Origin of the sequence: Pseudochelatococcus sp., from assembly GCF_050946405.1 — a bacterium.
Lineage (GTDB): Bacteria > Pseudomonadota > Alphaproteobacteria > Rhizobiales > Beijerinckiaceae > Pseudochelatococcus.
Genome location: NZ_JBMNUS010000002.1, coordinates 1 through 25,666, shown reverse-complemented (window position 1 = coordinate 25,666; position 25,666 = coordinate 1). Strand labels below are relative to the sequence as shown.

19 protein-coding genes and 1 tRNA gene are annotated in these 25,666 nt (G+C 68.2%); 10 read left to right on the top strand and 10 right to left on the bottom strand.

From position 1 onward, the window contains the following. Positions 1 to 208: 208 nt before the first annotated feature. Both ACOYJQ_RS03615 and ACOYJQ_RS03610 read left to right on the top strand, forming a co-directional pair. Positions 209 to 2,053 carry a ShlB/FhaC/HecB family hemolysin secretion/activation protein gene (locus ACOYJQ_RS03615; RefSeq protein ID WP_433456476.1) on the top strand — a complete coding sequence of 615 codons (1,845 nt, stop codon included), beginning with the start codon at positions 209 to 211 and terminating at the stop codon, positions 2,051 to 2,053. 179 nt (positions 2,054 to 2,232) lie between these two features. Further along, positions 2,233 to 2,308 (top strand) — tRNA-Glu (locus tag ACOYJQ_RS03610). A 455-nt stretch (positions 2,309 to 2,763) separates the two neighbouring features. Here ACOYJQ_RS03610 and ACOYJQ_RS03605 read toward each other — a convergent pair. Beyond that, complete coding sequence (locus tag ACOYJQ_RS03605) at positions 2,764 to 3,651, bottom strand: class I SAM-dependent methyltransferase (protein ID WP_433456474.1); 888 nt, start codon at positions 3,649 to 3,651, stop codon at positions 2,764 to 2,766. A 127-nt stretch (positions 3,652 to 3,778) separates the two neighbouring features. Here ACOYJQ_RS03605 and ACOYJQ_RS03600 point away from each other — a divergent pair, with 127 nt between their 5' ends. From ACOYJQ_RS03600 to ACOYJQ_RS03590, 3 genes are all read left to right on the top strand, one after another. Then, a complete protein-coding gene (locus ACOYJQ_RS03600; RefSeq protein WP_433456472.1) occupies positions 3,779 to 4,585 on the top strand; it encodes a ComF family protein in 807 nt (268 codons plus the stop codon). Positions 4,586 to 4,673: 88 nt separating this feature from the next. Continuing rightward, a complete protein-coding gene (gene grxC, locus ACOYJQ_RS03595) occupies positions 4,674 to 4,937 on the top strand; it encodes a glutaredoxin 3 (RefSeq protein ID WP_433456470.1) in 264 nt (87 codons plus the stop codon). A gap of 111 nt (positions 4,938 to 5,048) precedes the next feature. Next, positions 5,049 to 5,942: a carbon-nitrogen hydrolase family protein gene (locus ACOYJQ_RS03590; protein ID WP_433456468.1), complete on the top strand. Its 894-nt coding sequence runs from the start codon at positions 5,049 to 5,051 to the stop codon at positions 5,940 to 5,942. A gap of 497 nt (positions 5,943 to 6,439) precedes the next feature. Here the strand turns inward: ACOYJQ_RS03590 and ACOYJQ_RS03585 are convergent, their stop codons facing one another. After that, positions 6,440 to 7,258: a protein-disulfide reductase DsbD domain-containing protein gene (locus ACOYJQ_RS03585; protein ID WP_433456466.1), complete on the bottom strand. Its 819-nt coding sequence runs from the start codon at positions 7,256 to 7,258 to the stop codon at positions 6,440 to 6,442. Between the two features lie 124 nt (positions 7,259 to 7,382). Here ACOYJQ_RS03585 and ACOYJQ_RS03580 point away from each other — a divergent pair, with 124 nt between their 5' ends. Then, positions 7,383 to 7,991, top strand: coding sequence for a YqgE/AlgH family protein (locus ACOYJQ_RS03580; RefSeq protein WP_433456464.1), 609 nt, complete (start codon positions 7,383 to 7,385; stop codon positions 7,989 to 7,991). A 39-nt stretch (positions 7,992 to 8,030) separates the two neighbouring features. Here the strand turns inward: ACOYJQ_RS03580 and ACOYJQ_RS03575 are convergent, their stop codons facing one another. The 8 genes from ACOYJQ_RS03575 to hemC all read right to left on the bottom strand — a co-directional run bounded on the left by ACOYJQ_RS03575 (position 8,031) and on the right by hemC (position 20,284). Beyond that, on the bottom strand, positions 8,031 to 10,880 hold the full coding sequence (locus tag ACOYJQ_RS03575; protein WP_433457173.1) for an EAL domain-containing protein: 2,850 nt from the start codon (positions 10,878 to 10,880) through the stop codon (positions 8,031 to 8,033). Positions 10,881 to 11,135: 255 nt separating this feature from the next. Then, positions 11,136 to 11,735, bottom strand: a complete 600-nt coding sequence (locus ACOYJQ_RS03570) for a GNAT family N-acetyltransferase (RefSeq protein WP_433456462.1) — start codon at positions 11,733 to 11,735, stop codon at positions 11,136 to 11,138. Positions 11,736 to 12,089: 354 nt separating this feature from the next. Next, entirely contained in the window at positions 12,090 to 13,379 is a 1,290-nt protein-coding gene (locus ACOYJQ_RS03565; RefSeq protein WP_433456460.1) for a M16 family metallopeptidase, read from the bottom strand. Positions 13,380 to 13,399: 20 nt separating this feature from the next. Beyond that, positions 13,400 to 14,803, bottom strand: a complete 1,404-nt coding sequence (thrC, locus tag ACOYJQ_RS03560; protein ID WP_433456458.1) for a threonine synthase — start codon at positions 14,801 to 14,803, stop codon at positions 13,400 to 13,402. A gap of 257 nt (positions 14,804 to 15,060) precedes the next feature. Further along, entirely contained in the window at positions 15,061 to 16,806 is a 1,746-nt protein-coding gene (locus tag ACOYJQ_RS03555; RefSeq protein ID WP_433456456.1) for a heme biosynthesis HemY N-terminal domain-containing protein, read from the bottom strand. Positions 16,807 to 16,810: 4 nt separating this feature from the next. Next, a complete protein-coding gene (locus ACOYJQ_RS03550) occupies positions 16,811 to 18,427 on the bottom strand; it encodes a hypothetical protein (protein ID WP_433456454.1) in 1,617 nt (538 codons plus the stop codon). Positions 18,428 to 18,551: 124 nt separating this feature from the next. Beyond that, positions 18,552 to 19,310 (bottom strand): uroporphyrinogen-III synthase, encoded by a 759-nt coding sequence (locus ACOYJQ_RS03545; RefSeq protein ID WP_433456452.1) that lies wholly within the window; start codon positions 19,308 to 19,310, stop codon positions 18,552 to 18,554. Beyond that, positions 19,310 to 20,284 carry a hydroxymethylbilane synthase gene (gene hemC, locus ACOYJQ_RS03540; RefSeq protein ID WP_433456450.1) on the bottom strand — a complete coding sequence of 325 codons (975 nt, stop codon included), beginning with the start codon at positions 20,282 to 20,284 and terminating at the stop codon, positions 19,310 to 19,312. Before hemC ends, ACOYJQ_RS03545 begins: the two co-directional genes overlap by 1 nt. A 232-nt stretch (positions 20,285 to 20,516) precedes the next feature. On the opposite strand from hemC, the gene tsaD reads away from it, so the two are divergent. The 4 genes from tsaD to acs all read left to right on the top strand — a co-directional run bounded on the left by tsaD (position 20,517) and on the right by acs (position 25,143). Further along, the gene (gene tsaD, locus ACOYJQ_RS03535; protein WP_433456448.1) at positions 20,517 to 21,608 is read left to right on the top strand and encodes a tRNA (adenosine(37)-N6)-threonylcarbamoyltransferase complex transferase subunit TsaD; all 1,092 of its coding nucleotides are present in this window, start codon (positions 20,517 to 20,519) and stop codon (positions 21,606 to 21,608) included. Next, a complete protein-coding gene (locus tag ACOYJQ_RS03530) occupies positions 21,605 to 22,600 on the top strand; it encodes an NAD(P)H-dependent glycerol-3-phosphate dehydrogenase (RefSeq protein WP_433456446.1) in 996 nt (331 codons plus the stop codon). Before tsaD ends, ACOYJQ_RS03530 begins: the two co-directional genes overlap by 4 nt. A 3-nt stretch (positions 22,601 to 22,603) precedes the next feature. Continuing rightward, the gene (locus ACOYJQ_RS03525; RefSeq protein WP_433456444.1) at positions 22,604 to 23,017 is read left to right on the top strand and encodes an EVE domain-containing protein; all 414 of its coding nucleotides are present in this window, start codon (positions 22,604 to 22,606) and stop codon (positions 23,015 to 23,017) included. A gap of 182 nt (positions 23,018 to 23,199) precedes the next feature. Beyond that, the gene (gene acs / locus ACOYJQ_RS03520; protein WP_433456442.1) at positions 23,200 to 25,143 is read left to right on the top strand and encodes an acetate--CoA ligase; all 1,944 of its coding nucleotides are present in this window, start codon (positions 23,200 to 23,202) and stop codon (positions 25,141 to 25,143) included. Positions 25,144 to 25,666 lie beyond the last annotated feature (523 nt).

Sequence of the window (25,666 nt, the reverse complement as noted above, 5' to 3'; positions counted from 1 at the left end):
CTATGATTTATGATAACATATAAGGCATATAGGACTGACGTCAGGATATGGATTTGGCAATGATATAATTTGATAAAGAAATATTCTTCGTATTGATTTACATCTTCATTGGAAGAAAATTATGATTATCGGAAAAACGCCTCACATAACTGCATCTGCGGCGCTTGTCCTGCTTTCCGCATTCGTCGATCCTGCATGGACTCAAACCGTGCTTCCAGCGGGAATAGCGGGCGCGCAGCGTTCCACGCCGCTGGAACGCCATCTGCCTCCCGTTCCCGAACGCACCCACAGCGATATCGCGCCGCGCCCGGCGGCATCTGCGGAAGATCCCACGCCGCTCGGCGTCCATGTCAAGCGGGTCCGCATTTTCGGCCTCGCCGGCAAGGTCGCGGCGGATTTCAGCGGCGACATCGAGATCGAGTCCATCGAGGGCGTGTCCGAAGCGGAGATCCGCAAGGCCATCGCGCCGTTTCTGCACAAGCCGCTCTCCATGCAGCTCATCGCGCAGATGCGCGCGGCGCTGGTGCAGGTTTACCGTGAGGCCGGCAAGCCGCTCGTATCGGTGAGCGCGCCGCCGCAGGAGGTCACGGGCGGCGGCCTGCAATTGCAGGTCGTGCCCTATCGTCTGGGCGAGACCCGCGTGCGGGACGCCGCCACGGGTGCGCCCGCGGCCGCTGTCGCGCGCTCGTCGGACCTGCGCGCGAACGTCGGGGAGTTGATCGACACGCGGGACCTGTCCGAGGACATCGACTGGCTGAACCGCTTCCCCTATCGGCAGATCAACGGCGTTTTCGAGCCCGGCAGCCTTCCCGGCACGACCGACCTGACCTTGAACATCACGCGCGACAAGCCCTGGCGCGCCCACGCCGGCTATACCAATTCCGGCAGCAGGGATACCGGCTACGATCGTTATTTCGCGGGCTTCGCCGCCGGCATCGAAGCGCTCAACGACCTGACGCTCTCCTACCAGCTCACGGGCAGCGACAATTTCTGGACGTCGCCCTCGACAGGCCGGCTCGCCGGCCACCACTGGCCGGATTACCTCAGCCACGCGGGCCGCATCGCGATCCCCACGCTGGCCCGCCAGGGGCTCGACATCTCGCCGAATTTCATCGCGACGCGGCAGCAAACCGTCAACGGCATCCTGTCTTTCCGCAACACTACTTTCGAGCTGCCGGTGCTCTATAAATCCGCGCTGTCCAACATCTGGAGCGGCGCGCCCTTTCAGGGGGAAATCTACGCCGGGACCGCGCCCAAGTGGGCCAAACGCAAATTCGCCTCTCATACGGGCAACCCTCTGGGCGATTTCAACCTGGCCAGCCATTCCGCGACGTTCAATCTCATGACCGGCCTGTCCGCGACGTGGGGGAAAGACGGCGGCGCGTCGCATGCGCTGGATTTGCGAATCGTCGCCAATACCGGCGGGGTATTGCCCGGCAATACGGACAGCATCTGGAACGCCTGGACCAACGGCCGCGTGACCACGAGCCGGTACGTATACGGCCTGATCCAGTTCGACCGCCACGTTCCGCTGGACGACATATTGCCTTTCAAGGGCTTCGGCCTCAGCACCAGCCTGACGGGGCAGATCGCCAGCCGCGCGCTGCCCGATACGGAGCAACTGACGCTGGGCGGCGCATCCGCCACACGCGGCTATGCCTCACGTGACGGCGCGGTCGACGCGGGCATCGTGCTGCGCCACGAATTGCGCCTGCCCGCCTTCGCCCTTTTGAAGCAGTTGGCGGGTAGCGCCGATTCGCCGCCCGCCCGCGTCCCCGCGGACAGCGTGTCGCCCTATCTTTTCCTCGATCTTGGATACGGCCACAATTTCTACAACCGTTCCTACAGCCTCGCCAACGGCTTTCCGGCGGCAAGCGTATCGCTGGCGAGCGCCGGGCTGGGGCTCGACTACCAGATCGAGCGCAACCTGCAAGCCTCTCTCTCGGCCGCCTGGGCGCTGAAGGACGCCCCCGACGCGAGACGCATCGGCACACCCGACCTGACGCGGCAGGGCGACATGACCATCCACGCCCGGCTCATCCTGTCCTATTGATTCGACAAAAAACGGACCGGGCACCCGCCGCCATCAGGGACCACGCGGCGGATATCCGGGGCCGAAACGCCCGTTTCGCGCCGCCGGAAGCGATTTCATCCACAGCCTGCGCCGATCATCGAGAATCGCACTTGCATTGCCGGCAATCAGCCGATATACGAACCACCTGTCCCGCAGATGCTCCCATCGTCTAGCGGTCTAGGACGTCGCCCTCTCACGGCGAAAACAGGGGTTCGAGTCCCCTTGGGAGCGCCATTTTTTGTCTGCAAGCAGCCGCCACACCAACCCTGCTTGCGGGTGCGGTTCGAGGTTTCACCTCTCATCCGCGCCATTGCGGTTAGCGAGAATAGTGATAGATCCCGCTAACCTGATGCTTCATGCGATCCGGCAGCCTATATTCCCATCCCACAGCGATTGTCTGCATCGCGCATCCGGCGTGAACGGATGCCGGTCAGCGTGCGGCATGTTTCGCCTTTGCGGACGCTTCGGCCGTTCGATTTTTCCTTGATGACGCCCCGCGTCTCACCGCTCATCGTATCGCGCGGGAACTCTTTTCGGCGCCCGTGCGTTGCAGAGTCATCGACAGGCAATAACGGGAGAGGAGAATTCAAATGCTTCGCGGCGCGCTGCTCTGGTTGATCGGCATCCCGATCCCCATCATCCTTTTACTGCTGATCTTCGGCTACCTCTGAGCGTCGCCGGATTATAATTTACACTGACGACGGGTAATCTTTCGATGTATCCGGCAGGACATCGCCCAGCCTCACCCGCGCCGAGCCGGGGCGGAGCGGCTTCTGCTGGCTGTCGTGCGGCGCCCAGCCGGACAGCCACAGAATATCGAAGGTCGCCGCGATACGGCCGTCCGCGGCGGCGAAGCGTTCCATGTAGATCTCGCATGCCCGCATGAGCGTGGCCCGGCGCAACGGTTTGCGGCTGCGCTCGTGCAGGGTGTTGCTCAGGCCCATGCTGCGCAGTTCGCGCATCAATGCGACGGGATGGCCGTAGCGCACATTCACGCGATCCACGTCGGTGACGGGCAGCGCGAAGCCGGCCCGCTGCAACAGGCCGCCGAGATCGCGCAAATCGGCGAAAGGCGCGACGCGCGGGCTGGCGCCGCCTTCCAGCTCCGCTTCGGCGAGCATCATGGCCTGCCGCAGCTCCATCAGCGTGTCCCCGCCGAGAAAGGCGGCCAGAAACAGCCCGTCCGGCCGCAGGGCGCGCCGCACCTGCACGAGCGCGCCCGGCAGATCATTGACGTGATGCAGCGACATCGCCGAGACGGCAAGATCGAACCGCCCCGCCGCCAGCGGCAACGCTTCCTCGTCGGCGACGAGATCGCCGGGCCGCGCGGCCTGCACAGCCGGCGCGGCGCGAACGACCTGTCGAACCGCGCCCGCGCGCAACAGCGCCTGCGCCGCCGCATCGGTCGGCGTGCAGAGATCGAGCGCCGTGTCGAAACGGCGGCTGACCGTCGCAACCCGGTCGACGAGATCGTCCGCGACACGGGCAAGCAGGAAATCCCCGAAGCCGTCGCCGATGGCGCGCGCCAGGCGGCGCCGCTGCAAGGCGCGATCGAATATGCGGGGCGTTCCGGTCATGGCGCGGTTTTTAAAGCATCCCGGCCAAAAGGGAAGCTGGTTTTCAACGCCCCACCACCGATGGTTCAGCCCGGCGCAAGCCATGCCCCATAGGCTCATGCTCGATCCACATCCGGCTCGCACGGGAATGGCGCCTTTGCACCCGCAGATCCAACCCACGCCGCACGAGACGCCGGCAGCACGGAAGGCCGGCGAAATCGGGCGGCATGTGCGCGCGGGCTGGCATGCGCTGCTCGATTTTCTCTATCCGCCGGCCTGTCCCGTGTGCCTTGCGGCGACCGCGCAGCACGATGGGCTGTGCGCGACCTGCTGGAGCGGCCTTTCCCTCATCGAGCGGCCGTATTGCGAGCGGCTCGGCCTGCCTTTCGATATTGACGTGGGCACGCCGCTGCTGTCGCCTGCCGCCCTCGCCGACCCGCCGGCTTTCCAGCGGGCGCGGGCGGCGGTGCGCTACGACGCGACGGCGCGGCTGCTCGTCCACCGCCTCAAGTACAGCGACCGCGCGGAACTCGCGCGGCTGATGGCCGGCATGATGATCCGCGCCGGGCGCGACCTTCTGCCCGACGCCGACCTCATCGTGCCGGTGCCCCTGCACACGCGCCGCCTGTGGGCGCGGCGGTTCAACCAGTCCGCCCTGCTCGGCATGCGCCTGTCGGCGCACACCGGCCTGCCGTGCGACACGGCGGCGCTGGCGCGGCGCAAGCCGACGCGGCCGCAGGCGGGCCTGTCGCGCGCCGAGCGGGCGACGAACCTGCAAGGCGCGTTCCACGTCGGCGAGCACCGGCGCATGGCGGTAGAAGGGCGGCGCATCCTGCTCGTCGACGACGTGCTCACCACCGGCGCGACCGCCAACGCCTGCGCCCGCGCCCTGCTGCGGGCCGGCGCGCGCGATGTCGACGTGCTGGTCTTCGCGCGCGTCGTCGCGGCGAACTGACCGGCATCCGGGCGAACGGGTTTGCGCTTTCGGCCGCAACGTGATCAAAATACATGAGCCGCAACCGGCCGAGGCCACGGAACCTTTCATGCCCCCGATCACGATCTACACGAAATCATGGTGCCCCTACTGCCAAAGGGCGAAGGCTCTGCTGAACGGCAAGGGCGTGTCGTTCGACGAAATCGACATCGAGCGCCAGCCGGAGGCGCGGGCCGTCATGATCGAGCGCGCGCGGGGGCGCAAGACCGTGCCGCAGATCTTCATCGGCGATCGCCATATCGGCGGCTACGACGATCTCCATGCGCTCGACGAGGCCGGCGAACTCGACGGGCTGCTGCGCCCGGCCGCGTGACAGCCGCGCATGCATCGGAGCGTTTTCCGATCGGAATTCGTTCAGAAGAAAGAATCGCAGAGCATTCGCCGATCCGGTCAGGCCGTCGCATGCTCCAGGAAGGACCGACAGATGCCCGATTCCCCCACCGCGTTCATCGCCGCCTGCCTTCAGATGCGCTCGACGACCGACCCCGCCGCGAACCGCGAGACGGCGCTCGCCGGAATCCGGCAGGCGGCGGAGGCCGGGGCGGTCTATGTCCAGACGCCGGAAATGACCTCGCTCGTGGTGCGGGACCGCAAGGAACTGTTCGCCAGGGTCTCCGATCAGGCGCACGATCCGCTGATCGCGAGCGCCCGCGAACTGGCGCGTGAAAAGCGGATCACCGTGCATCTCGGCTCGCTGCCGCTGCGGGAGAGCGACCGCATCGCCAACCGCGCCATCCTTATCGATGCGCAGGGTGAAATCGCGGCAACCTACGACAAGATCCACCTCTTCGACGTCGATCTGCCCAGCGGCGAGAGCTGGCGCGAATCGGCGACCTACACCGGCGGACATCAGGCCGTGACGGCCGCCCTCGCCCTCGGCAACGCGACCGGGACGCTGGGCCTGACGATCTGCTACGATCTGCGTTTTCCCTATCTTTACAGGGCGTTGGCGGAAGTGGGCGCGGATATCCTCACCGCTCCCGCCTGCTTCACGCGCCAGACCGGCGAGGCCCACTGGCAGGTGCTGCAACGCGCGCGGGCCATCGAAAACGGCTGTTTCGTCATCTCGGCCGCGCAGGGCGGGCTGCACCAGGATGGCCGCCAGACTTACGGCCATTCCATCATTGTCGATCCATGGGGCCGCGTACTGGCGGAGGCCGATGCCGAACCCGGTCTCATCTACGCCACGGTCGATCTCTCGCTCGTGGAGAAGGTGCGCGCCCAGATTCCCTCTCTGCGACATACGCGCCTGTTCTCGCTGCCCGGCACGGGTGACGACAATGTCGTGCCGCTCCAGCCGCACGGCACGGAGGCTTGACGGCGACGCAGCCGCGGACATTCGTCGACGCTCCGCCGGCACCCGGCGGGGCTCGTGCCGCACCGCAGCAACCGTTGATTCACCATGCCGTTCGAAGCCGCAATTCCGGCTTCTTTCGCTGCCGATTTCCTCCACAATCGACTGCAAAATGAAACCCGTTCGCGCCATTCGTCACCGCAGGGTCCCGATGGTGCGCCGCATCCTCTCCAGAACGCGAAACGGGTCATATCATGCAGACCGTGGTTACTGCCGTCGCCCTCGTGGCCGTATTGAGCATCTTCTTCATGCTGCATCAGGTGAGGCCGCGATGATCCGCATCACCCCGCCCCTTCCGCGCGCTTTCCGATCAAATGGAATCATTTGATCGACAAGAATTCGCTCAAGACAAAAGAATCTAGAGCAGTTTGCGTTCAAATCGATCCATCGAATTGAGTGCAAGTTGCGATAAAATATAGAATTTAGAGCGGCGTGACGATTCCACTTGAATGCACGCCGCTCTAACGCGCCGGCGTCTCGACCGTCACCGGCACCTCGATGGCGGCGTTGTTCCCGACCACCGTCAGCGTTACCTGAACCGGCCCTGCGGCATCGCTGCGCGTCCCGGCCGGAAACGTGAACACGGCGCCAGCCGCGCGCTCTTCCCGCACCGGCGTACCGAAACGCCACGGTGCGGGCGCTTCCACGAAAACATCCGCCGCTTCGCCCGCGATATCGACGACAAGGCCGGTTTCATCCAGCCGCGCGCCGCTGACCGCAAGGCCGGCGAACGCTTCCCCCTGCGGCGTGCGGCGCGGAACGTGCGCCATCGTTTCGTCCCACAAACCCGCCACATCCGCGATCGCGCCCAGCACGCGTTGCACCGACACCTGCTCGGGAATGCAGATCTCCTTGCAGACGCCGAACGACAATTCGAGCGCCAGCGTCACCTCCCCTTCCCCGGCGGGCTCGACGAGTACGGGAAAACGCACGGTCCGCAGATAGCCTACCGCCTGGCCGACGCCGTCGAAGAAACGCTCGGGAGCCGGGAAAAGCGCCGCCGCCGCCGCGACGTTGCGCGATCCCTCCCACGCGAACTCCGCCGGCACGCCGGAATCGCCCGGCTCCCGCCAATAGGTCTTGTAGCCCGGCGCAAGCGCGATCTCCACCAACGCGCGATAGCGGCCCGTATCATCATCACGCCCGGCGTCGAGCAGCCGCACCTGCGCGGGCCGTTCCACGGCGGATCGTTGCCGGAACGGCCCGGCGCGCAACGCATCCCCGGTCGCGAGACAGCACACGAGCGCCGCGAGCACGGCAACAGCAAACCTGAAAAGCATGATCGCCACCTGTCTGACGGATAGTGCGACAACGCGAAGCGCCCGCGAGAGCGGCAAAATCGGCCCTGCTGCCGCTTCCCTTGCCGCAATTTCTCGCATAGCATGCCCTTGTCAGGAGAATGCCATGTACCGCGATAACGCCTCAACGATCCAAAGCCAATATCTCGACGGCCAGTTCCTCGTCGCGATGCCCGGTATGCTGGACGAGCGTTTCGCACGCACGGTCATCTATCTCTGCGCCCATTCCGAAGAGGGCGCGATGGGCCTCGTCGTGAACAAGCCCGCCATCGACCTGCGCTTCGCCGACCTGCTCGTGCAGCTCGACATCGTCGGGGAAGACGAGGCGATCCGGCTGCCGTCGCGCGCCGAAAACATCGAGGTGCTGCGCGGCGGGCCGGTCGAGGCGGGGCGCGGTTTCGTCCTGCATACGCCCGATTTCATGATCGACAATTCCACGCTCGCCATGAGCAACGGCATCTGCCTGACAGCCACCATCGACATCCTGCGCGCCATCGCCGCCGGGGAAGGGCCGGAAAGCGCGCTGCTGGCGCTGGGCTATGCGGGCTGGTCGCCCGGCCAGCTCGAAAGCGAGATCCAGGCCAACGGCTGGCTGCATTGCCCCGTCGACATGGCGCTGCTCTTCGACACAGCTATCGAGCACAAATACGACATGGCGCTGCGCAGCCTCGGCGCGGATATCGCCACCCTCTCCGGGCAGGCCGGCCACGCCTGAAACGGCGCGTTTCCGCCTTCGGCAGGATGCGGAGCAGCTTCAGGCGGCTGCGGACGTGGCGCCGAGGAAGCGGCGCGCATCGTGCGATGTCATCGCCTCGCCGAAAGCGAAACCCTGCCCGTAGCGGCAGCCGAGGCCCGACAGGAACGAGGCGCTGGCTTCGTTCTCGACGCCATCGGCGATGATATCCATGTCGAGGTCCTGGGCGAGCGTGATGATCGCCCGCAAGGCCCCCGGCCGGGCGCCTTCCGGCCGGTCGCGCACGAAGGTGCGGTCGACGCGCAGCGTGTCGAAGGGCAGATAGCGCATCTGCGACAGGGAGAAATAACCCGCGCCGAATCCGTCGAGCAGCAGGCCCGCGCCGAGCTGGCGCAGGCGGATGAGCATCTGCGCCGCGAACTCGGGATTGTCGGTGAGCATGCTCTCGCGGAAACCGATCTTCAGCGATTGCGGATGCACCGGCGTCGCCGAGAGCACGCGCTTGACGTCGGAGATCAGCTCGTGGCGCAGCAACAGCGGGCTGAACAAGGTGAGCGTGGCGAAGATAGGCGGCTCCACCTCCAGCGCCGATTGCCAGGCCGCCAGTTCCCGCGCCGTGCGTTCCAGCGCATGCAGGCCCAGCTCGCCGATGATGCCGATTTCTTCCGCGATGGGCAGGAACTCGCCGGGTTCGAGACGCCCGAGGCGCGGATGATCCCAGCGCAGGCGCACGTCGAAACCGGCGATCGTGCGGTCTTCCAGGCTGACCACGGGCTGAAAGATCATCCTGATCTCGCCCTTGTCGAGGGCGCGGCGCAGATCGCCTCCCAGCACCAGCCGCGCCGTGCGCTGCGCGCTCATGCCCGGCCGGAACACCTCGATGCGGTCGCCGCCCTGCTGCTTGGCGTGCAGCATGGCGATCTCGGCGTTCTTCAGCATGTCCGCCTGTCCGGCGGAGGATTGCGCGTCGTAGAGGGCGATGCCGACGGAGGCTTTGAGAAAAATCTCGCGATCGGCGAAACTCACCGGCGTCGAGATCGTGCGCCGGATCATGTCGGCAAAGGCGATGATGCGTTCGGGCTCGGTCTCCGAGAGCAGGATGAGCCCCCATTCGTCGCCGCCCAGGCGGGCGATGGTGTCCTGCGGCCGCAGCAGCCTCCCCAGCCGGCGCGACAGGGTGAGCATGATGGAATCGCCCACGGACGGCCCGACGGCGTCGTTCACCTCCTTGAAGGCGTCGATGTCGACGGAGACGACGGTCGGCCGCACGCCGGCCTCCTGCGCGGCGAAGGTCAGGGCGGTTTCCAGCCGGTCCTGAAAAAGCTGCCGGTTCGGCAAGCCGCTCAGCGTGTCGTAGACCGCATCATAAAGCAGCCGTTCCTCGGTGTTGCGCGCGTCGGTGACGTCGCTGAGAATGCCGACGACGCGGATCACCTCGCCGTCCGCGCCCACCACGGGGCGCGCGCGGAGATTGAACCAGAAATACTGGCCATCCGCCGCCCGCAGGCGAAAATCCACCGCCACGCGCCCGCTCCGCTGCTCCAGCACCCTGTCGAGCACCACGCGGTAGCGGTCGCGGTCGAGCGGATGGATGACGTCCAGCCAGTTCGCGATCGCCCCCTCCAGCGCGCCGCGCTTCAGCAGCAGCAGGTCCTCCACCTCGCCGCTGACGAAGATGCGGTCGGCGCTCACGTCCCAATCGAACACCACATCGCCGGAACCCGCGAGCGCGAGCGCCTTGCGCTCCGTGTCCGAGACCAGCCCGTGCGCCAGCGCGCCGCCGGCGAACGCATGCTGGACCACGGTGAACCCGATGAGAAGCACGATCAGCACCAGACCGCCGATAAGGGCGGAAGGCACGATGTCGCGCGTCAGCTCGCCGTTGACGGTAAAGCCCGCCGCCGTCACCCACACCAGCAGCAGGAACCATGTCGGGATCAGCATCACCGCGCGGTCGTAGCCGTGGCTTGCGAGATGCACGACGAGAATGAAGCCGATGCCCGCCACCACCGCGATGGAGATGCGCGCCACGCCCGCGGCCACCGGCGCGTCGAAGGCCGCGAGCCCGACGAGCGTGCCCAGGAACAGCAGCCACGCGATCGTGAAATGGCTGTAGCGCACATGCCAGCGGCTCAGGTTGAGATAGGCGAAGAGAAACACCAGCAGCGTCGCCGCCAGCACCGCCTCGGCCGCCGCACGGTAAATGCGGTTGGTCGAGGCCGCGATGGGAAATAATTGCTGGAAGAAGCCGAAGTCGATGCATGCATAGGCCAGCACCGCCCAGGCCAGCGCCGCGGCGGCGGGGAAGATCACCGCCCCCTTGACCACGAACACCACCGTGAGAAACAGCGCCAGCAGCCCGGCGATGCCGATGATGATGCCCTTGTAGAGCGTCAGCCCGTTCACCTTGGCCTTGTAGGCCTCCGGCTCCCACAGATAAAGCTGCGGCAGGCCGGGCGTGCGCAGCTCCGCGATGAAGGTGACGGTGGAACCGGGATCCAGCGTCACGTTGAAAATGTCGGAATCGGCCGACTCCACCCGCTCCGGGCGGATGCCCTCGCTCGCGGTGATCGCCGTCACGCGCGAGGCGCCGAGATCCGGCCAGACGACGCCCGACCCCACCAGCCGGTAATGCGGCACGACGAGCAACCGCTCGAGCTGCTCGTCCGTATCGTTGGAGAGGGCGAAGACGATCCAGTCCGGCCGCGTGCCGCCTTCGCGCGCCCGCACGGCGATGCGGCGCACGATACCGTCGGCGCCCGGCGCCGTCGAGATCTGGATGAGGTCGCTCTCCGCCCGGTAATGCTCCACGACGGGGGTGAGGTCGATCGCCAGCGCATCCGGCGCGACGCGCACGGCTTCCACGGCCGACGCCTGCCTCACCGCGCCGGCCGCCAGAAAGACCATCATTGTCAGGAGCAGAACGCGGATCACTCGCAACGTACGGTCTCGTTTTCTCTGGCTTGCGGCCCGCTACCTGCGGGCTGCCGGCGCGGGATACGCCAGCCCTGGTTTCCGGCCGGAAAGCAACGCCTTCCGGGTATACGAAATCGCCCGGCAATTGCAAATCCCGCGGCGGATTTTCCACGGAACGGCGGTTACAAGGCGCGATGCGTCAGCGAACGGGTGGAACGGCGGCGCGATTCGGTCCGAACGTCCGTCGCTCTACAGGGCGTAGCGCTTCGTGAAGTCTTCCTTCAGCAGCGCATAAAGGAAATGATCTTCCCACACCCCCGCGATGCACAGATATTGTCGGGCGTATCCCTCACGCATGAATCCGACTTTTTCGAGAAGCCCGATGGATGGCTCGTTGATCGGCAGGCACGACGCTTCGATCCGCCTCAGGCCGAGAGACTTGAAGACGAAACAGGCGGCGGCCACCACCCCCTTGCTCATATAGCCCTGGCGCGCGAATCGCTCGCCCATCCAGTAGCCCAGCGTACATGCCTGCACGACGCCGCGGCGCACCGGCCCCAGCGTCAGCCCGCCCACCAGCGCGTCGTCGCTCTCGCGGAACAGGAAGAAGGGATAGGAGGCGTCGCGGGCGATATCCTCCTCATACCAGCCGACGCGGCGACGGAAAGCCGGACGCGTGAGATCGTCGGCAGGCCAGAGCGGTTCCCAGCGCTCGAGAAAACGCCGGCTTTCCCCTCGCACCGTGGCCCACGCCTCGAAATCCCGCATCTGCGGCACGCGCAGGCAAATCCCGCCGCCGCGAATGTAGGGAGCGTGGCTGCCCGGCGGCGAGAAACGGAACTGCGTCAAGTGGGTGTCAGCCCTTATCATCTCTCGTCGCGACGCTCCCGATCCTCGTACCTCCAGAGCATTTACACCGTCCGCTGCAACGCAGAAATGCCCTATCGTTCCGTTTGAACATAATCTTTTCCAGGAGGCGGCGCCCGCTTCCCGGGATCATGCTTCAGAATATGTCCTGTCCAGACTGAAACAGGACATACTCCAGATTCCTCGTGTTGAGCACATTCCGTTCAAGCGATTCCGTTTGAACGGAATGTGCTCCGGAGCAGGATGCGATCGGACTGAATCGCCATCCTGCCCTCAACTCCATATTTTACCGCAACTGGCGTTCAATGCGATGGATCGACTTGAACGCAGACTGCTCTAGCCGCCGGACGCGGATTTCAGGCCGCGTACCACCCGCACGACGCCATCCACCTCTTCCGGCAAGGGGCCGACGAGCGCGAAGGTCGGTTCCGACTCCATCAGTCCGCCAGCCACGAATCGGATGTCGTCGAGTGTAATTAGATCAAGTTTGACAATCACTTCATCCTGCGGCAAGACCCGTCCCAACGCAAGTAGCTGCCGCGCGATCTGATCGGCGCGCGCCATGGGCGACTCCAGCGCCGACAGATGCGCCACCTTGAGCTGCTCCCGCGCCCGGCTCACCTCCGCGGCAGTCGCATCGCGCGCGGCCTCGCGCAGGGTGTCGATCAGCACGGGCGCCAGTTCCTCCACATCCTCCGGCGCGGTGCCGGCCGACATGCCGAAAAGCCCCGTATCGGCAAATCCCCAATGGAAGGCGTCGACCGAGTAAGCGAGCCCCCGGCTCTCGCGCACCTCCTGAAACAGCCGCGACGACATGCCCCCGCCCAGCAGATGCACGAACACCTGCATGGCATAGGCGGCCTCCGACACGCAGGAGAGGCCGCGAAAGCCGATCAGAAGCTGGGCCTGCTCCAGGTCGCGATCCAGCAGGATCTCGCCTCCCAGATAGCGCGCGGGCGCGGGTGGCGGCGGCTCGGCGGCCGGCAGGGTCGACAGCAGCCGGCGGGCCTGCGCCACGACCGCCTCGTGGTCGACCGCGCCGACCGCCGAGAGCACCATGCGCGGCGCGCGGTAGTTTCGCGCGAGGCAGGCGAGAATGTCCGCGCGGGTGAAGGCCCGCACGGATTGCGGCGTGCCGAGGATGCTGCGCCCCAGCGCCTGCCCCCTGAACGCGGCCTCGAGAAACAGGTCGGCGGCGAGATCGTCCGGCGTGTCCTCGACGGCGCCGATTTCCTGAAGGATGACGTTCTTCTCCCGCGCCAGCTCAACTTCGTCGAACCGGGAATCGACGAGGATATCCGCGAGGATCTCGATGCCGAGCGGCACATCCCGCCCCATCAGCCGCACGGTGTAGGAAGTATGCTCCACGCCCGTCTCGGCGTTGAAATCGCCGCCCACCGCCTCGATCGCCTCGGCGATGGCACGCGCGTCGCGCCGGCCCGTGCCCTTGAAGGCCATATGCTCCAGAAGGTGAGACAGCCCGTGCTCGTGCCCGCGTTCGTGGCGCGCGCCGGCCCCCACCCAGACGCCGACAGCCGCCGTCGCGACATGCGGCATCGCCTGCGTGACGACCCTCAACCCGTTTTCCAACGTGGAAAGCCGGACGGCGCCTTCGCCCGTTTCCATTTCTCCCGCTTTCATGCCGGCTACCGGCCCGCCCTGGCATGCCTGCGGATATAGGCTTCCACCGTCGCCTGCTGGTTGGGCAGGACGACGGTGCGCTCATCGCGCCCGAAGAGGTCGGCGAGATGGGCGGGCAGCGCGGGACGAATGCCGGTGGCGCGTTCCACCACCTGCGGAAACTTCGCCGGATGCGCCGTCGCGAGCGCCACGACCGGCACCGCCGGATCGCGCTTCAGCGCTGCGCGCGCGGCATGCACGGCGATCGCGCTGTGGGGATCGAGCACATAGCCGGTGCCCCGCCATGTCGCCGCGATCTCCGCCTCCGTCTGCGTCTGGGACACGGCGGAAGCATCGAAATCGGCCCGGATGCGCGCGAGCGGCTCCTCCTCAATGGTGAAGGCGTTCGACTGGCGCAACTGCTCCATGAGCCCGCGCACGGCTGCGGCGTCGCGCCCGCAGGCGTCGAACAGCAGCCGCTCGAAATTGGAGGATATCTGGATATCCATCGACGGCGACGACGTGGGCGTGACGCCGCGCAACTCGTAGCGGCCGCTCGCCAGCGCGCGCGCCAGGATGTCGTTGACATTGGTGGCGATGTGCAGGCGCCCGAGCGGCAGCCCCATGCGCCCGGCGACGTGGCCGGCGAGCACGTCGCCGAAATTGCCCGTCGGCACGGCGAACGACACCGGCCTGCGCGGACTGCCGAGCGAGACGCCGGCCGTGAAGTAATAGACCGTCTGGGCCACGATCCGCGCCCAGTTGATCGAATTCACCCCGGAAAGCGACAGATCGTCGCGCAGCGCGTGGTCGTTGAACAGCGCCTTCAGCATGTTCTGGCAATCGTCGAACGTGCCTTCCAGCGCGATGGCGTGGACGTTCGGCGCGTCGACCGTCGTCATCTGCAGGCGCTGCACCTCCGACACGCGGCCCTGCGGGTAGAGAATGAAGATATCGACCTGATCGAGCCCGCGAAACGCCTCGATGGCGGCGCTGCCGGTGTCGCCCGACGTCGCGCCGACGATGGTGGCGCGCCTGCCGCGCGCCTTCAGCGCGTGGTCCATCAGCCGCCCCAGCAACTGCATCGCCACGTCCTTGAAGGCGAGCGTCGGGCCGTGGAACAGCTCCAGCAGAAACAGGTTGTCGTCGAGCTGGACCAGCGGACACACGGCATCGTGCCGGAAGGTGGCGTAGGCGTCACGGATCATCGGCGCGAGGATCGCCTCCGGTATTTCGCCACCCGTGAGCGCGCCGACGACATGATGCGCGATGTCCTCATACGCCTGCCCCGCCCAGCCGGCGATGGTCGCGGCGTCGAACACCGGCAGGTCGCGCGGCACATAAAGCCCGCCGTCCCGCGCCAGCCCCGTCAGCATGGCGTCGGTGAAGCCGACTTCCGGCGCTTCTCCGCGTGTCGAGATATGCAGCAAGGGGAGCCTCCTCGTCCGTTGCGGCGGGAGCGCCGACGGCCCCTGCCCCGCGCTCCCGTGCGTTCTGTCCAAGCGTTTCATCTACGCCGACGCGGGAGCGGTGACAAGGACCGTGTTGGCGATCGTCCAAACGATTCCGTTCGAACGGAAAGCGCTCCGGCGTATGTCCTGTTCGATTGAAACAGGACATACGCCGGATTCCCTGTTTTTGAGCGAATTCCGATCGTTCAAACGATTCCGTTCGAACGGAAAGCGCTCTAGGTTGCCCGCTCCGGCATGGTCACGCGCACGGGTTCCGCCACGATCTCTTCGGGGGCGTCAGGCCCCGGATCGTCCGGTGCGTGGCCGAGCGGAAATACGACGCCCTGCTCCGCCTGCACAGTCGCCTCTCGCACCGCCGGTTGCTCCTGTACGGGCTGTTCCTGCGCAACCGTCTCGACGGCCGTCTCCTGCACCGCGGGCACGGTCTCCGCCACCGCTTCCGCCGGAAGCGATTCGACAGGCTCCGCAACGACGGGAGCGGGATGCGCCGCCGCCGCGATCCCGGAATAGGCCCCTGCCGGCGCTTCCTCGAGCGGCGTCGCCTCGACAACCACAGCAGGAGCGGCTTCGACGGAAACGGGTTCCGGCGTGCCGGCAGCGACAGCGGCGGCGGCGATCGGCGCCGGGCTTGCCGGAGCGGCGGAAGCGGGCTCCTGCCTCGCGCCGGCGACATCGCCGATACGCTCCACCGGCGCGCTCCACTCGAAGGCGTCGAGCCGCCCGGTCACGGGCGACACCGGCTGCCACGTCTCGGAGACGACGCCGTCCGCGATCCACGCCGGATCGCGGCGCGCGCGCGAGGCGCGGCCGATCCACTCGCGCCACTCGCCGCCGGTGCCGTGCTCGGCCTCCGCGATATCCGCCATCAGCAGGCAGGTGCGCACCGTGGGATATTCTTCCAGCAGCGGCGCCAGCGCGGCGCGGGCCTGTGCGAAATCCTGGATCTCCAGCGCCGTGGCCGCCCGGATGAAGCGCGCCTCCGGGTGATGCGGCACGAGACGCGCCAGCGCCTCGGCGCGCTCGTGGCGGTCGCGCGCCGAATCGCCCGGCCGCAGATCCACGTAGGCCGCCGCGATATCGGGGTGCGGCGAGAGCTTCCACGCCGTTTCCAGAACCTTCGCCGCCTTGCGCAGATTGCCCTCGCGCGACAGCAGCCGGCCGGCGAGCACCGCGGCCGGCACGAGGCCCGGCGCGAGCTTCGCCGCTTCCTTCGCCTCGCGCAGCGCCTCGGCGGGGTCCCGCTCCAGCCGGGCGAGCGCATCGGCCGTCAGCAGGACGGCGCGCACGCGGCGCGCGGTGTCGCGGCCCACGGCCTTCTGCCGCGTCTGGCGGTCGAGCGTCGCGAGAGCGCCGCGCCAATCCCGATCCGCCGACTGATATTCAAGCACCGCCTCGCTGGCCCAGCCCACGCGCGGCGCGAGTTCGCTCGCCTTCTGCGCATAGGCGCGCGCGGCATCGGCGTCGCCCTTGCGGCGCGCCTCGACAAAAAGCCCCCGCAGGCCGAGCACCCGCGTCTCCGGCGTATCGAGCATCAGGTGGAAGGCGCTTTCCGCCCCCGCCCGGTCGCCCGCCATCTGCGCCGCCTGCGCCTTCAGCAGCAGCGTCAGGGGCTCGCGTCCCAGCAGCCGCTCCGCCTCGGCGGCGTGGCGGCGGGCGGAAAGGGCATCGCCCGTGCCCACCGCGACCAGCCCGCGCGACACCGACGTCACGCCCTTGGCGTGGCGGCGCGTGCGCGACGAGAGCGAAAGCGCGGCCGGCAGGCCGAACACATAGCGGATCACAGCCCAGACCAGCGCCAGCGCCAGCGTCGTCGCGACGAAGGCCGCCAGCGCCACGACCACCGACGTCTCGATGCGATAGCCCTGCCAGACGACTGCGACGTCGCCGGGCCGGTCGGCAAGCCAGCCGGCGCCGAGGCCGATCAGGCCGACGAGAAGGATGAAGCCGACGATACGCAGCATGGCCTCATTCTCCCTTCGCCGCGGCGGCGACCGTCTCCAGCGCCTCCACGCCGGCGCGGGTCAGCGCCTCAAGCGCCGCCTGCGCATCGACGCGCGCCTGCAATGCCTGGCCCACCGCGCCGGTCTGCTCCTGCGCGGCGCCGGGCAGACGCCGCCAGGCGTCGAGCGCCGCCGCCGCGTCGTTGCGGCGCAGAAACGCCGCGACCTGCCCGGCGATGTCGGTGGAATCCGCTTCCGCATCCACCGGCCGGATGCGCACGATCCGCGACGCGCTCGCCGCGAGCCGGTCGACGATGCCGGCGTCGGCCGGCACCTCTTCCACACCGAAGGCTTCGGCCGAGCGGGAGAAGCCCGCCGCCAGCGAAGCCGGCAGCGCCACCCCGCTCGCCGCGACCCGGCGCAACGGCGCAAGCTGCGTCTCGCCCGCGCCGAGCTGCGCGAGGGCGTCAAGCTCCCTCGGGAAAGGCTGGCCGCTCTCGAAGGCGTCGCGCAGGCGTCCGATGACGGCGATGCGCGCCACCGCCGCGAGGCGTTCGCCGCTCGCGGCGCCGGCGGCCAGCACCCTGCGCTCCGTTTCGCTCACGGCCCCTTCGGCCGTGGTCACGCGCGTCGCGAGCCGGGCGATATCGCCCGCCTGCTTGTCCACCAGCGCCGCGATGCGCACGGGATCGAACAGACCCAGCTTGTCCTGCACGACGGTCTCGATCCCCGAAACGCGCTGCGCCAGGGCGGCCTGTTCGTCCACCGTCGCGACGACGCGCGCCGGATCGAGCGTGGCGATGGTCTGTTCCACGCCGCCGAGCTGGCCCGCGAGCGCCGACAAGCGCTCGTCGACCTGCGCCGCGCGGCCGGCCGCCTGATCGCCGGCGGTGGTCAGGCGCACCTCCAGATCGCCGATCATGCTGCGCAGGTCCGCGATGGCGCTGTCCGCCGCGGCGAGGGATTCGCTGTCCGCCGCCGGGCCGCCGGGCGCGGCCGCGAGCGCCGCGATTCGCTCTTCCGCCGATGCGGCGCGCGCGCGCAACTCCTCCAGCCCTCGCGACACCGCCTCGATCTCGCTGCGCGGCGCAGCCTGCGCAAGCGAGCGCTCGATGGCTTCCAGCCGCGGGGCCACCTGATCGGCGCCGGGCGGCGCAAGAAGCAGCGGCAGGGCGGCAGCCACGGCCGCGCCGGCGACGCCGCCGGCGAGAAGGGCCACGATCAGCCCGCCCGCGCGCGAAGGTCCGCGCTGCGGGATCGGCTCAGGCGCGGCAGGCTCCTCGTCGCGGCCGGACGTTTCGGCCGCCGGAGCGGAAGGCTCCTCGCCGGGCGGGGGCGAATCCCGGAAGGATTCCGCATCCCGGAAAGATTCCGCCCGCGCGGTATCGGAAGCACTGTCGCCGGAAACGGACGCCTGCTCCGGCGCGTCGTCGGCGGCCGTCGGCGAGGCAGCGATCGTCCCCGCTCCCGCGGCGGGCTCCGCGACGGGGCGATCCGTTTCCGCGCCCTCCCCGGCGCCTGCCGGGACGGCGGCGTCGTCTGGCCCGACGGTGACGGAAAGCGGCTTCTGGTCGATCGTCGCCGGCTCGCGGCGCGGCCTCGCGCGGCCCATCCTGCGACCGCTGGACGTTTCATCGGTCATGCGGCTATCCCTCCGTGCATTTATCCGGCCAATCATCATCGGACCAGATGTATCCGATACCTGATGGCATATTCGTGAAGCCTTCGCTATACGCGCCGCTGTTCTTGTATCATCGCCGCCCTGCTCATGGCGAGCCTTGCCGAAGATCAATCACCGGCAAAAGCGCAAGCAGAGCGTCTTCGTGCGGCCGGTCGGCCGTCAGCACGCGGGCGACGCCGCGCTCATGCAGGGGCGCCGCCACATCCTCCGACAGAACGGCGTGCGGCAACGGCGCGAAAGCCTCCCACAGCCCGGCCCGCGCGACGAGATCCATGGCGATGGCGGCGCTGCGCCGGGAGTAATGCAGCACCGCGTCGACCTGCCCATCCGACAGGGCGCGGCGCGCGGCCTCCGGCAACTCCGGCTTCGCCTGCGCGGCATAGACGATCCACTCGACCGGATCGACGCCCGCCCCGCGCAGCAGCTCCGTGGTGTCCGCCTTGTGATCGCGCCCCAGCGCCAGCAACAGGCGCGCTCCCCCGGCGGAGGCGAAAAGCCGGCGCGCGAGCCGCGCGAGCGAATGGCGCTCGCCGTCCGCCGCATGCACCCTGGCGAAGCCGTCGGCGCGTGCCAGCAGCGCCGTGCGCTCGCCGACGGCCAGCAGCGGCAGATCCCGCATGTCGTCCGGCAGTTGCACCAGCGCCGGCAGCGCCGCGGCGCTGGTGACGGCGAGGGCGTCGAACGGGCCTGCCGGCGGCGGCGCGCCCGTCGCCGCGATGGACATCACCGGCGCGGCCAGCGGAACGTGACCGAGCGCCGCAAGACGCGCCGCCGTGCGCAGCCCCGCCGCCTGCGGGCGCAGCACCAGCACGCGCAACCCGGCGGCGGCCGCGCCCGCCGCCATCACGAAGACCCGCCCGCGCGATGCGCCAGCAGCGCCGGCGCGGCGCGCGCCAGCACTTCCCGCCCCGCATCCTCGCCGAGCGCGCGCGCCTCCTCGGGCGCTCCCTCGCGGGACGCGGCCACCGCTTCCCGCCCGTCCGTGGAAAGCAGCAGGCCGTCGAAGCGGATGCCGCCATCCGTAAGACGCGCGTAGCCCGCGATGGGCGTGCGGCACGAGCCGTCCAGCACGCGCAGGAAGGCCCTCTCCGCCTCCAGCGCGATGCCCGTGGGCCGGTCGGCAAGGCGTGCCACCGCCTCCCGCACGCCTTCGTCCGCCTCGCGCGCCACGATGGCGATGGCCCCCTGCCCGATCGCCGGCAGCATGTCCGCGACCGGGATGGCCGCCGTCGCCCGGTTGGCGAGCCCCAGCCGGTTGAGCCCCGCCATGGCGAGCAATGTGGCGTCGACCGCGCCTTCGTGAAGGCGTTGCAGGCGCGTGCCGACATTGCCCCTCAGGAGGGTGACGGCGAGATCGGGCCGCAGCCGCAGCACCTGCGCCTGGCGCCGCAACGAGGCGGTGCCGACCACGGCGCCCGCCGGCAGCGCCGCGAGCGAGGCGGCCGTCAGGCTGATGAAGGCGTCCCGCACGTCCTCGCGCGGCAGACAGCCGGCGATGACGAGGCCCGGCGGCAGCTCCGTGGGCAGGTCCTTGGCGGAATGCACGGCCAGATGCGCGCGGCCTTCGAGCAGCGCGGCGTCGAGCTCCTTCGTGAACAGGCCCTTGCCGCCCGCCTCCGACAGGGCGCGGTCCTGGATGAGATCGCCGGTCGTGCGCATGGCCTCGATGACGATGCCGTCCGGCGCGCTGTCGCCGAGCGGGTCGCCGATGCCCAGCACGCCGCCGAGCGCGCGCGCGGTCTCGCGCGCCTGCGCCAGCGCCAGCGGACTGCCGCGCGTTGCGATGACGAGCGGGGTGGGCAAGGAATTCAGCGTCACGGCGAATCGATCCCGGTTCGGACATGGTCGGGGCGTCGTCCGGCCCGGCCGGGCGAGGACGACGGCGGCGGCGAATGACTCTGCCGGTGGAAAACGGCCGTTTCCGGCCTCCGATCCCGCCGCACGAGTCGCGCCTTCTTCGCCGGCGACTATATAGTGAGGGAGGGCGAAAGCGAAACCCGGCGGCAAGTTTGTGCTATGCTGCGAAAATTCATGGTGAATGAATCAGACGATGCGAGTTCTCGGAATCGAATCCACCTGCGATGAAACCGCCGCCGCGGTGGTGGAGACGGATGAAAACGGCCGCCCCGGCATCCTCTCCAACGTCGTGCTCAGCCAGATCGCCCAGCACGCGCCCTATGGCGGCGTGGTGCCGGAGATCGCGGCGCGCGCCCATGTCGAGGTGATCGACCACATCGTCGCCCGCGCGCTCGGCGAGGCGGGCGTGAGCCTGCGCGACGTCGACGCGGTAGCGGCCGCCGCCGGCCCCGGCCTCATCGGCGGCGTGATCGTGGGGCTCACGGCCGCGAAGGCGCTGGCGCTCGTCGCCGGCAAACCGTTCATCGCCGTCAACCATCTGGAAGCGCACGCGCTCACTCCGCGCCTCACCGACGAGGTGCCGTTTCCCTACCTGCTGCTGCTGGTGTCGGGCGGCCATACGCAGCTCGTCGCGGTGCGCGGGGTGGGCGACTACCTGCGCCTCGGCACCACCATCGACGACGCCATCGGCGAGGCCTTCGACAAGACGGCGAAGATGCTCGGCCTGCCCTACCCCGGCGGGCCAGAGGTGGAAAGACAGGCGGCGCGCGGCAATCCCGAGCGCTTCGCCCTGCCGCGCCCCCTGAACGGGCGGGCCGCGCCGGACTTCTCGCTCTCCGGGCTCAAGACCGCCGTGCGCATCGAGGGCGAGCGCGTCTCGCCGCTGAGCAGCACCGATATCGCGGATCTGTGCGCGTCGTTTCAGGCGGCCATCGTCGATATCGTCGTCGACCGCACGCGGGCGGGCCTGCGCGCCTTCCGCGAGGTCGCCGGGCGGCCCAACGCGCTCGTCGTCGCCGGCGGCGTGGCGGCCAACGGCGCGATCCGCGCGGCGCTGCACCGGCTCGCCGCCGAGAGCGGCCTCAGGCTGGTGACGCCGCCGCCGGCGCTGTGCACCGATAACGGCGCCATGATCGGCTGGGCGGGGCTGGAGCGCCTGCGGCTGGGCCTCGTCGACGACCTCGCCGCCCCCGCCCGCGCGCGCTGGCCGCTCGAGAGCGTCGGCGCGGGCGAAACAACGGAAAGCCGCACGGCCGGAACCACCGTCGCGGAGGCGCATGCATGACCATTCCCGCGCGCCCCATCGCCATTCTGGGGGCCGGCGCCTGGGGCACGGCGCTCGCCAACGCCTTCGGCCACAAGGGCCTTTCCGTCACGCTGATCGACCGGGACGCCGGGCGCGCCGCCGCCATCGCCGCGGCGCGCGAGAACGCCCGCTTCCTGCCCGGCGTCGCGCTGTCGCCCAATGTCGAGGTCACGGCCGATCCGGCGGCGCTCGCCGCGGCGGGCGCGGCGCTGATCGCCGTGCCGGCGCAGCATCTGCGCGCGGCGCTGGCGTCGGTCGCCTGCCGGCTGCCGCTCGGCATGCCGGTGGTGGTCTGCGCCAAGGGCATCGAGCGCGGCACCGGGCGCTTCCTGAGCGAGATCGTGGTCGAGGAAGCGCCGTCCGCCATTCCCGCCGTGCTGTCCGGGCCGAGCTTCGCGGCGGATGTGGCGCGCGGCCTGCCGACCGCCATCATCCTCGCGAGCCGCGACGAACCGCTCGCCGCCGCGCTGGCGCGGGCGCTGTCGAGCCCGACGCTGCGCATCTACCACGGATCGGACGTGCGCGGCGTCGAGATCGGCGGCGCGGCCAAGAACGTGCTCGCCATCGCCTGCGGCGTCGTGCACGGCCGGCGGCTCGGCGAAAGCGCCCGCGCCGCCCTGCTGGCGCGCGGCTTCGCGGAGATCGTGCGTTTCGCCCGCGCCTTCGGCGCCCGCCCGGAAACGCTGATGGGACTTTCCGGCCTCGGCGATACCGTGCTGACCTGCGGTTCCGGCCAGTCGCGCAACTTCTCCTTCGGCGAGGCGCTCGGCCGGGGCGAGCCGCCCGTGCGGGCCGCCGGCGGCAAGCTGGTGGAAGGCGCGCTCACCGCCTCCGTCCTCACCGCGAAGGCGCGCGAGGTGGGCGTCGAGATGCCCGTCTGCGAGGCGGCGGAGGCCGTCATCGCCGGCCGCATCTCGATCGGGCAGGCGATCGAGACACTGATGAACCGCCCCGTCAAACCGGAGACCTGAACCATGGCGCACTGGCTCTACAAGTCCGAACCGAACGTATGGTCCTGGGACGATCAGGTGGCGAAAGGCGATGCGGGCGAGCCGTGGAACGGCGTGCGCAACTTCCTCGCGCGCAAGCACCTACAGGCGATGAGGAACGGCGACACGGGCTTTTTCTACCATTCCAACGAGGGCAAGGCGATCGTGGGCGTCGTCGAGGTCGTGCGGGAATATTATCCCGATCCCTCCGACGAAACGGGCCGCTTCGGCATGGTGGACCTGAAGGCGGTGCGGCCCCTGAAGCGGCCGGTGACTTTACAGGAGATCAGGCAGGAGCCCCGCCTTGCCGACATGGTGCTGGTCAACAATTCCCGCCTCTCGGTGCAGCCGGTGACGGATGCGGAATGGGCCGTCGTGCTGGAGCTCGGCGGGCTGTAACCGGCCCGCCGCGACACCTGCGTCGCGTTTTGCATTAGCAGAAAGTGGAATAGATCCAAGACTTGCGGCCGGCCCGTTCCTGCGCCTACATTCCCTGCACGGATCCGCGAAAGGATCGCGATGAATAACCTGCGGGGGCGGCATTGCGCCCGCCCCGAACGCGGACAGCCGGGAGAGAAGCGATGTCAGAGATTATTCATACCGTCACCGACGAATGGAAGCAGCGGGCCCTCATCGACCGGAAGACCTACCAGGAATGGTATGCGCAATCGGTCAACGACCCTGACGCCTTCTGGGGCGAGCACGGCAAGCGGCTCGACTGGTTCGCGCCTTACACGAAGGTCAAGAACACTTCGTTCGAGCCCGGCAACGTTTCGATCCGCTGGTTCGAGGACGGCGCGCTGAACGTCGCGCACAATTGCATCGACCGGCATCTGCCGCATCGCGCCAACCAGACCGCGATCATCTGGGAAGGCGACAATCCGTCCGAATCCCGCCACATCACCTATCAGGAACTGCACGACCGCGTGGCGGAACTCGCCAACGTGCTGCGCAACCGCGGCGTCGAGAAGGGCGACCGCATCACCATCTACCTGCCGATGATTCCCGAGGCCGCCTTCGCCATGCTGGCCTGCGCGCGGCTCGGCGCGGTGCATTCGCTCGTCTTCGCCGGCTTCTCTCCCGATTCGCTGGCCAGCCGCATCGAGGATTGCGGCTCCAAATTCGTCATCACGGCGGACGAGGGTCTGCGCGGCGGCCGCAAGGTGCCGCTCAAGGCCAATGTCGACGCGGCCCTCAACCGCGTGTCGGGCGTCGAGCACGTTCTCGTCGTGCGCCGCACCGGCGCCGACATCCCGATGGAGCCGGGCCGCGACGTCTGGTATCACGAGGCCGTCGAGCAGGTGACGACCGATTGCCCGGCCGTCGAGGTCAACGCCGAGGATCCGCTGTTCATCCTCTATACCTCCGGCTCCACCGGCAAGCCGAAGGGCGTGCTGCACACGACCGGCGGCTATCTGGTCTACGCCGCGCTGACGCACCAGTACGTGTTCGACTATCACGAGGGCGACGTCTACTGGTGCACGGCGGACGTGGGCTGGGTGACGGGCCACAGCTACATCGTTTACGGCCCTCTCGCCAACGGCGCGACGACGCTGATGTTCGAGGGCGTGCCGACCTATCCCGACATTTCCCGCTTCTGGCAGGTCGTCGACAAGCACAAGGTCAACATCTTCTACACCGCCCCCACCGCCATCCGCTCGCTGATGCAGGCGGGCGACGAGCCGGTGAAGAGCACGTCGCGCGCCTCGCTGCGCCTGCTGGGCTCGGTCGGCGAGCCGATCAACCCCGAGGTGTGGGAATGGTATTACCGCGTCGTCGGCGACAACCGCTGCCCGGTGGTCGACACGTGGTGGCAGACGGAAACCGGCGGCTTCATGATCTCGCCGCTGCCCGGCGCCACCGATCTCAAGCCCGGCTCCGCCACCCTGCCGCTCTTCGGCGTGCAGCCGGCCATCGTGGATAACGAAGGCCGTGTCATCGAGGGCGCGGCGGAAGGCAATCTCGTCATCACCGATAGCTGGCCGGGCCAGATGCGCACCATCTACGGCGATCACAAGCGCTTCGAGGAAACCTATTTCGCGACCTACCCCGGCTTCTACTTCACAGGCGACGGCGCGCGGCGCGACGCGGACGGCTATTACTGGATCACCGGGCGCGTCGACGACGTGATCAACGTTTCCGGCCACCGCATGGGCACGGCGGAAGTGGAATCCGCGCTCGTCGCCCACGCCAAGGTGTCGGAAGCCGCCGTCGTCGGCTATCCGCACGACATCAAGGGCCAGGGCATCTACGCCTATGTCACGCTGATGGAAGGCGAGGAACCGTCCGACGAACTGCGCAAGGAACTCGTCACCTGGGTGCGCCGGGAGATCGGCCCCATCGCCTCGCCGGACCTCATCCAGTTCGCGCCCAACCTGCCCAAGACCCGCTCCGGCAAGATCATGCGCCGCATCCTGCGCAAGATCGCCGAGGACGAATTCGGCAATCTCGGCGATACGTCGACGCTGGCCGATCCTTCCGTCGTGGACGATCTGATCGGCAACCGCCAGAATCGGCACGACTGACCCTTCCGGCAAGCATCTTCCCGGCCGAACGAACATCCGAACCCCGGCTCCGCCGGGGTTTTTTTATGGCTCGACGACGGTTTTCATGCCTCGACGACGGAATGCCGGCTAATATCTTACGACAATTATATCACATCTCATGTAAAGCATGTCATGCATTCTGGAAAAATTGCGATTGCACAACCGCGCATGGCGCAATGCGCGTTATCTGTGCGATACATGCGTCGCATGATCTAAGAATCCTTAGCAAAAGGGTTGAGGAAGGCCGGGAGATTTTGGCCCTCCTGCAAGGCGCCGAAGGTCGTCGATGCTGGTTGCATCGGCGAGTACCGGCAACGCCGCAGGAGGCTGAAAGTATTGGCCAGCCGACCTGAGAGGTTTTGTTAGGGGGATCTGAGCCCGTCAAGGAAAGCAAGATGTTGAACACCGCAATAGACTACTCCGCCCTCAATAAAAAAAAAGTCAGTACTCCTTGGGAGGGGGGGGGGGGGGGGGGGGGGGGGGGCACCCCCCCCAAAAAAAC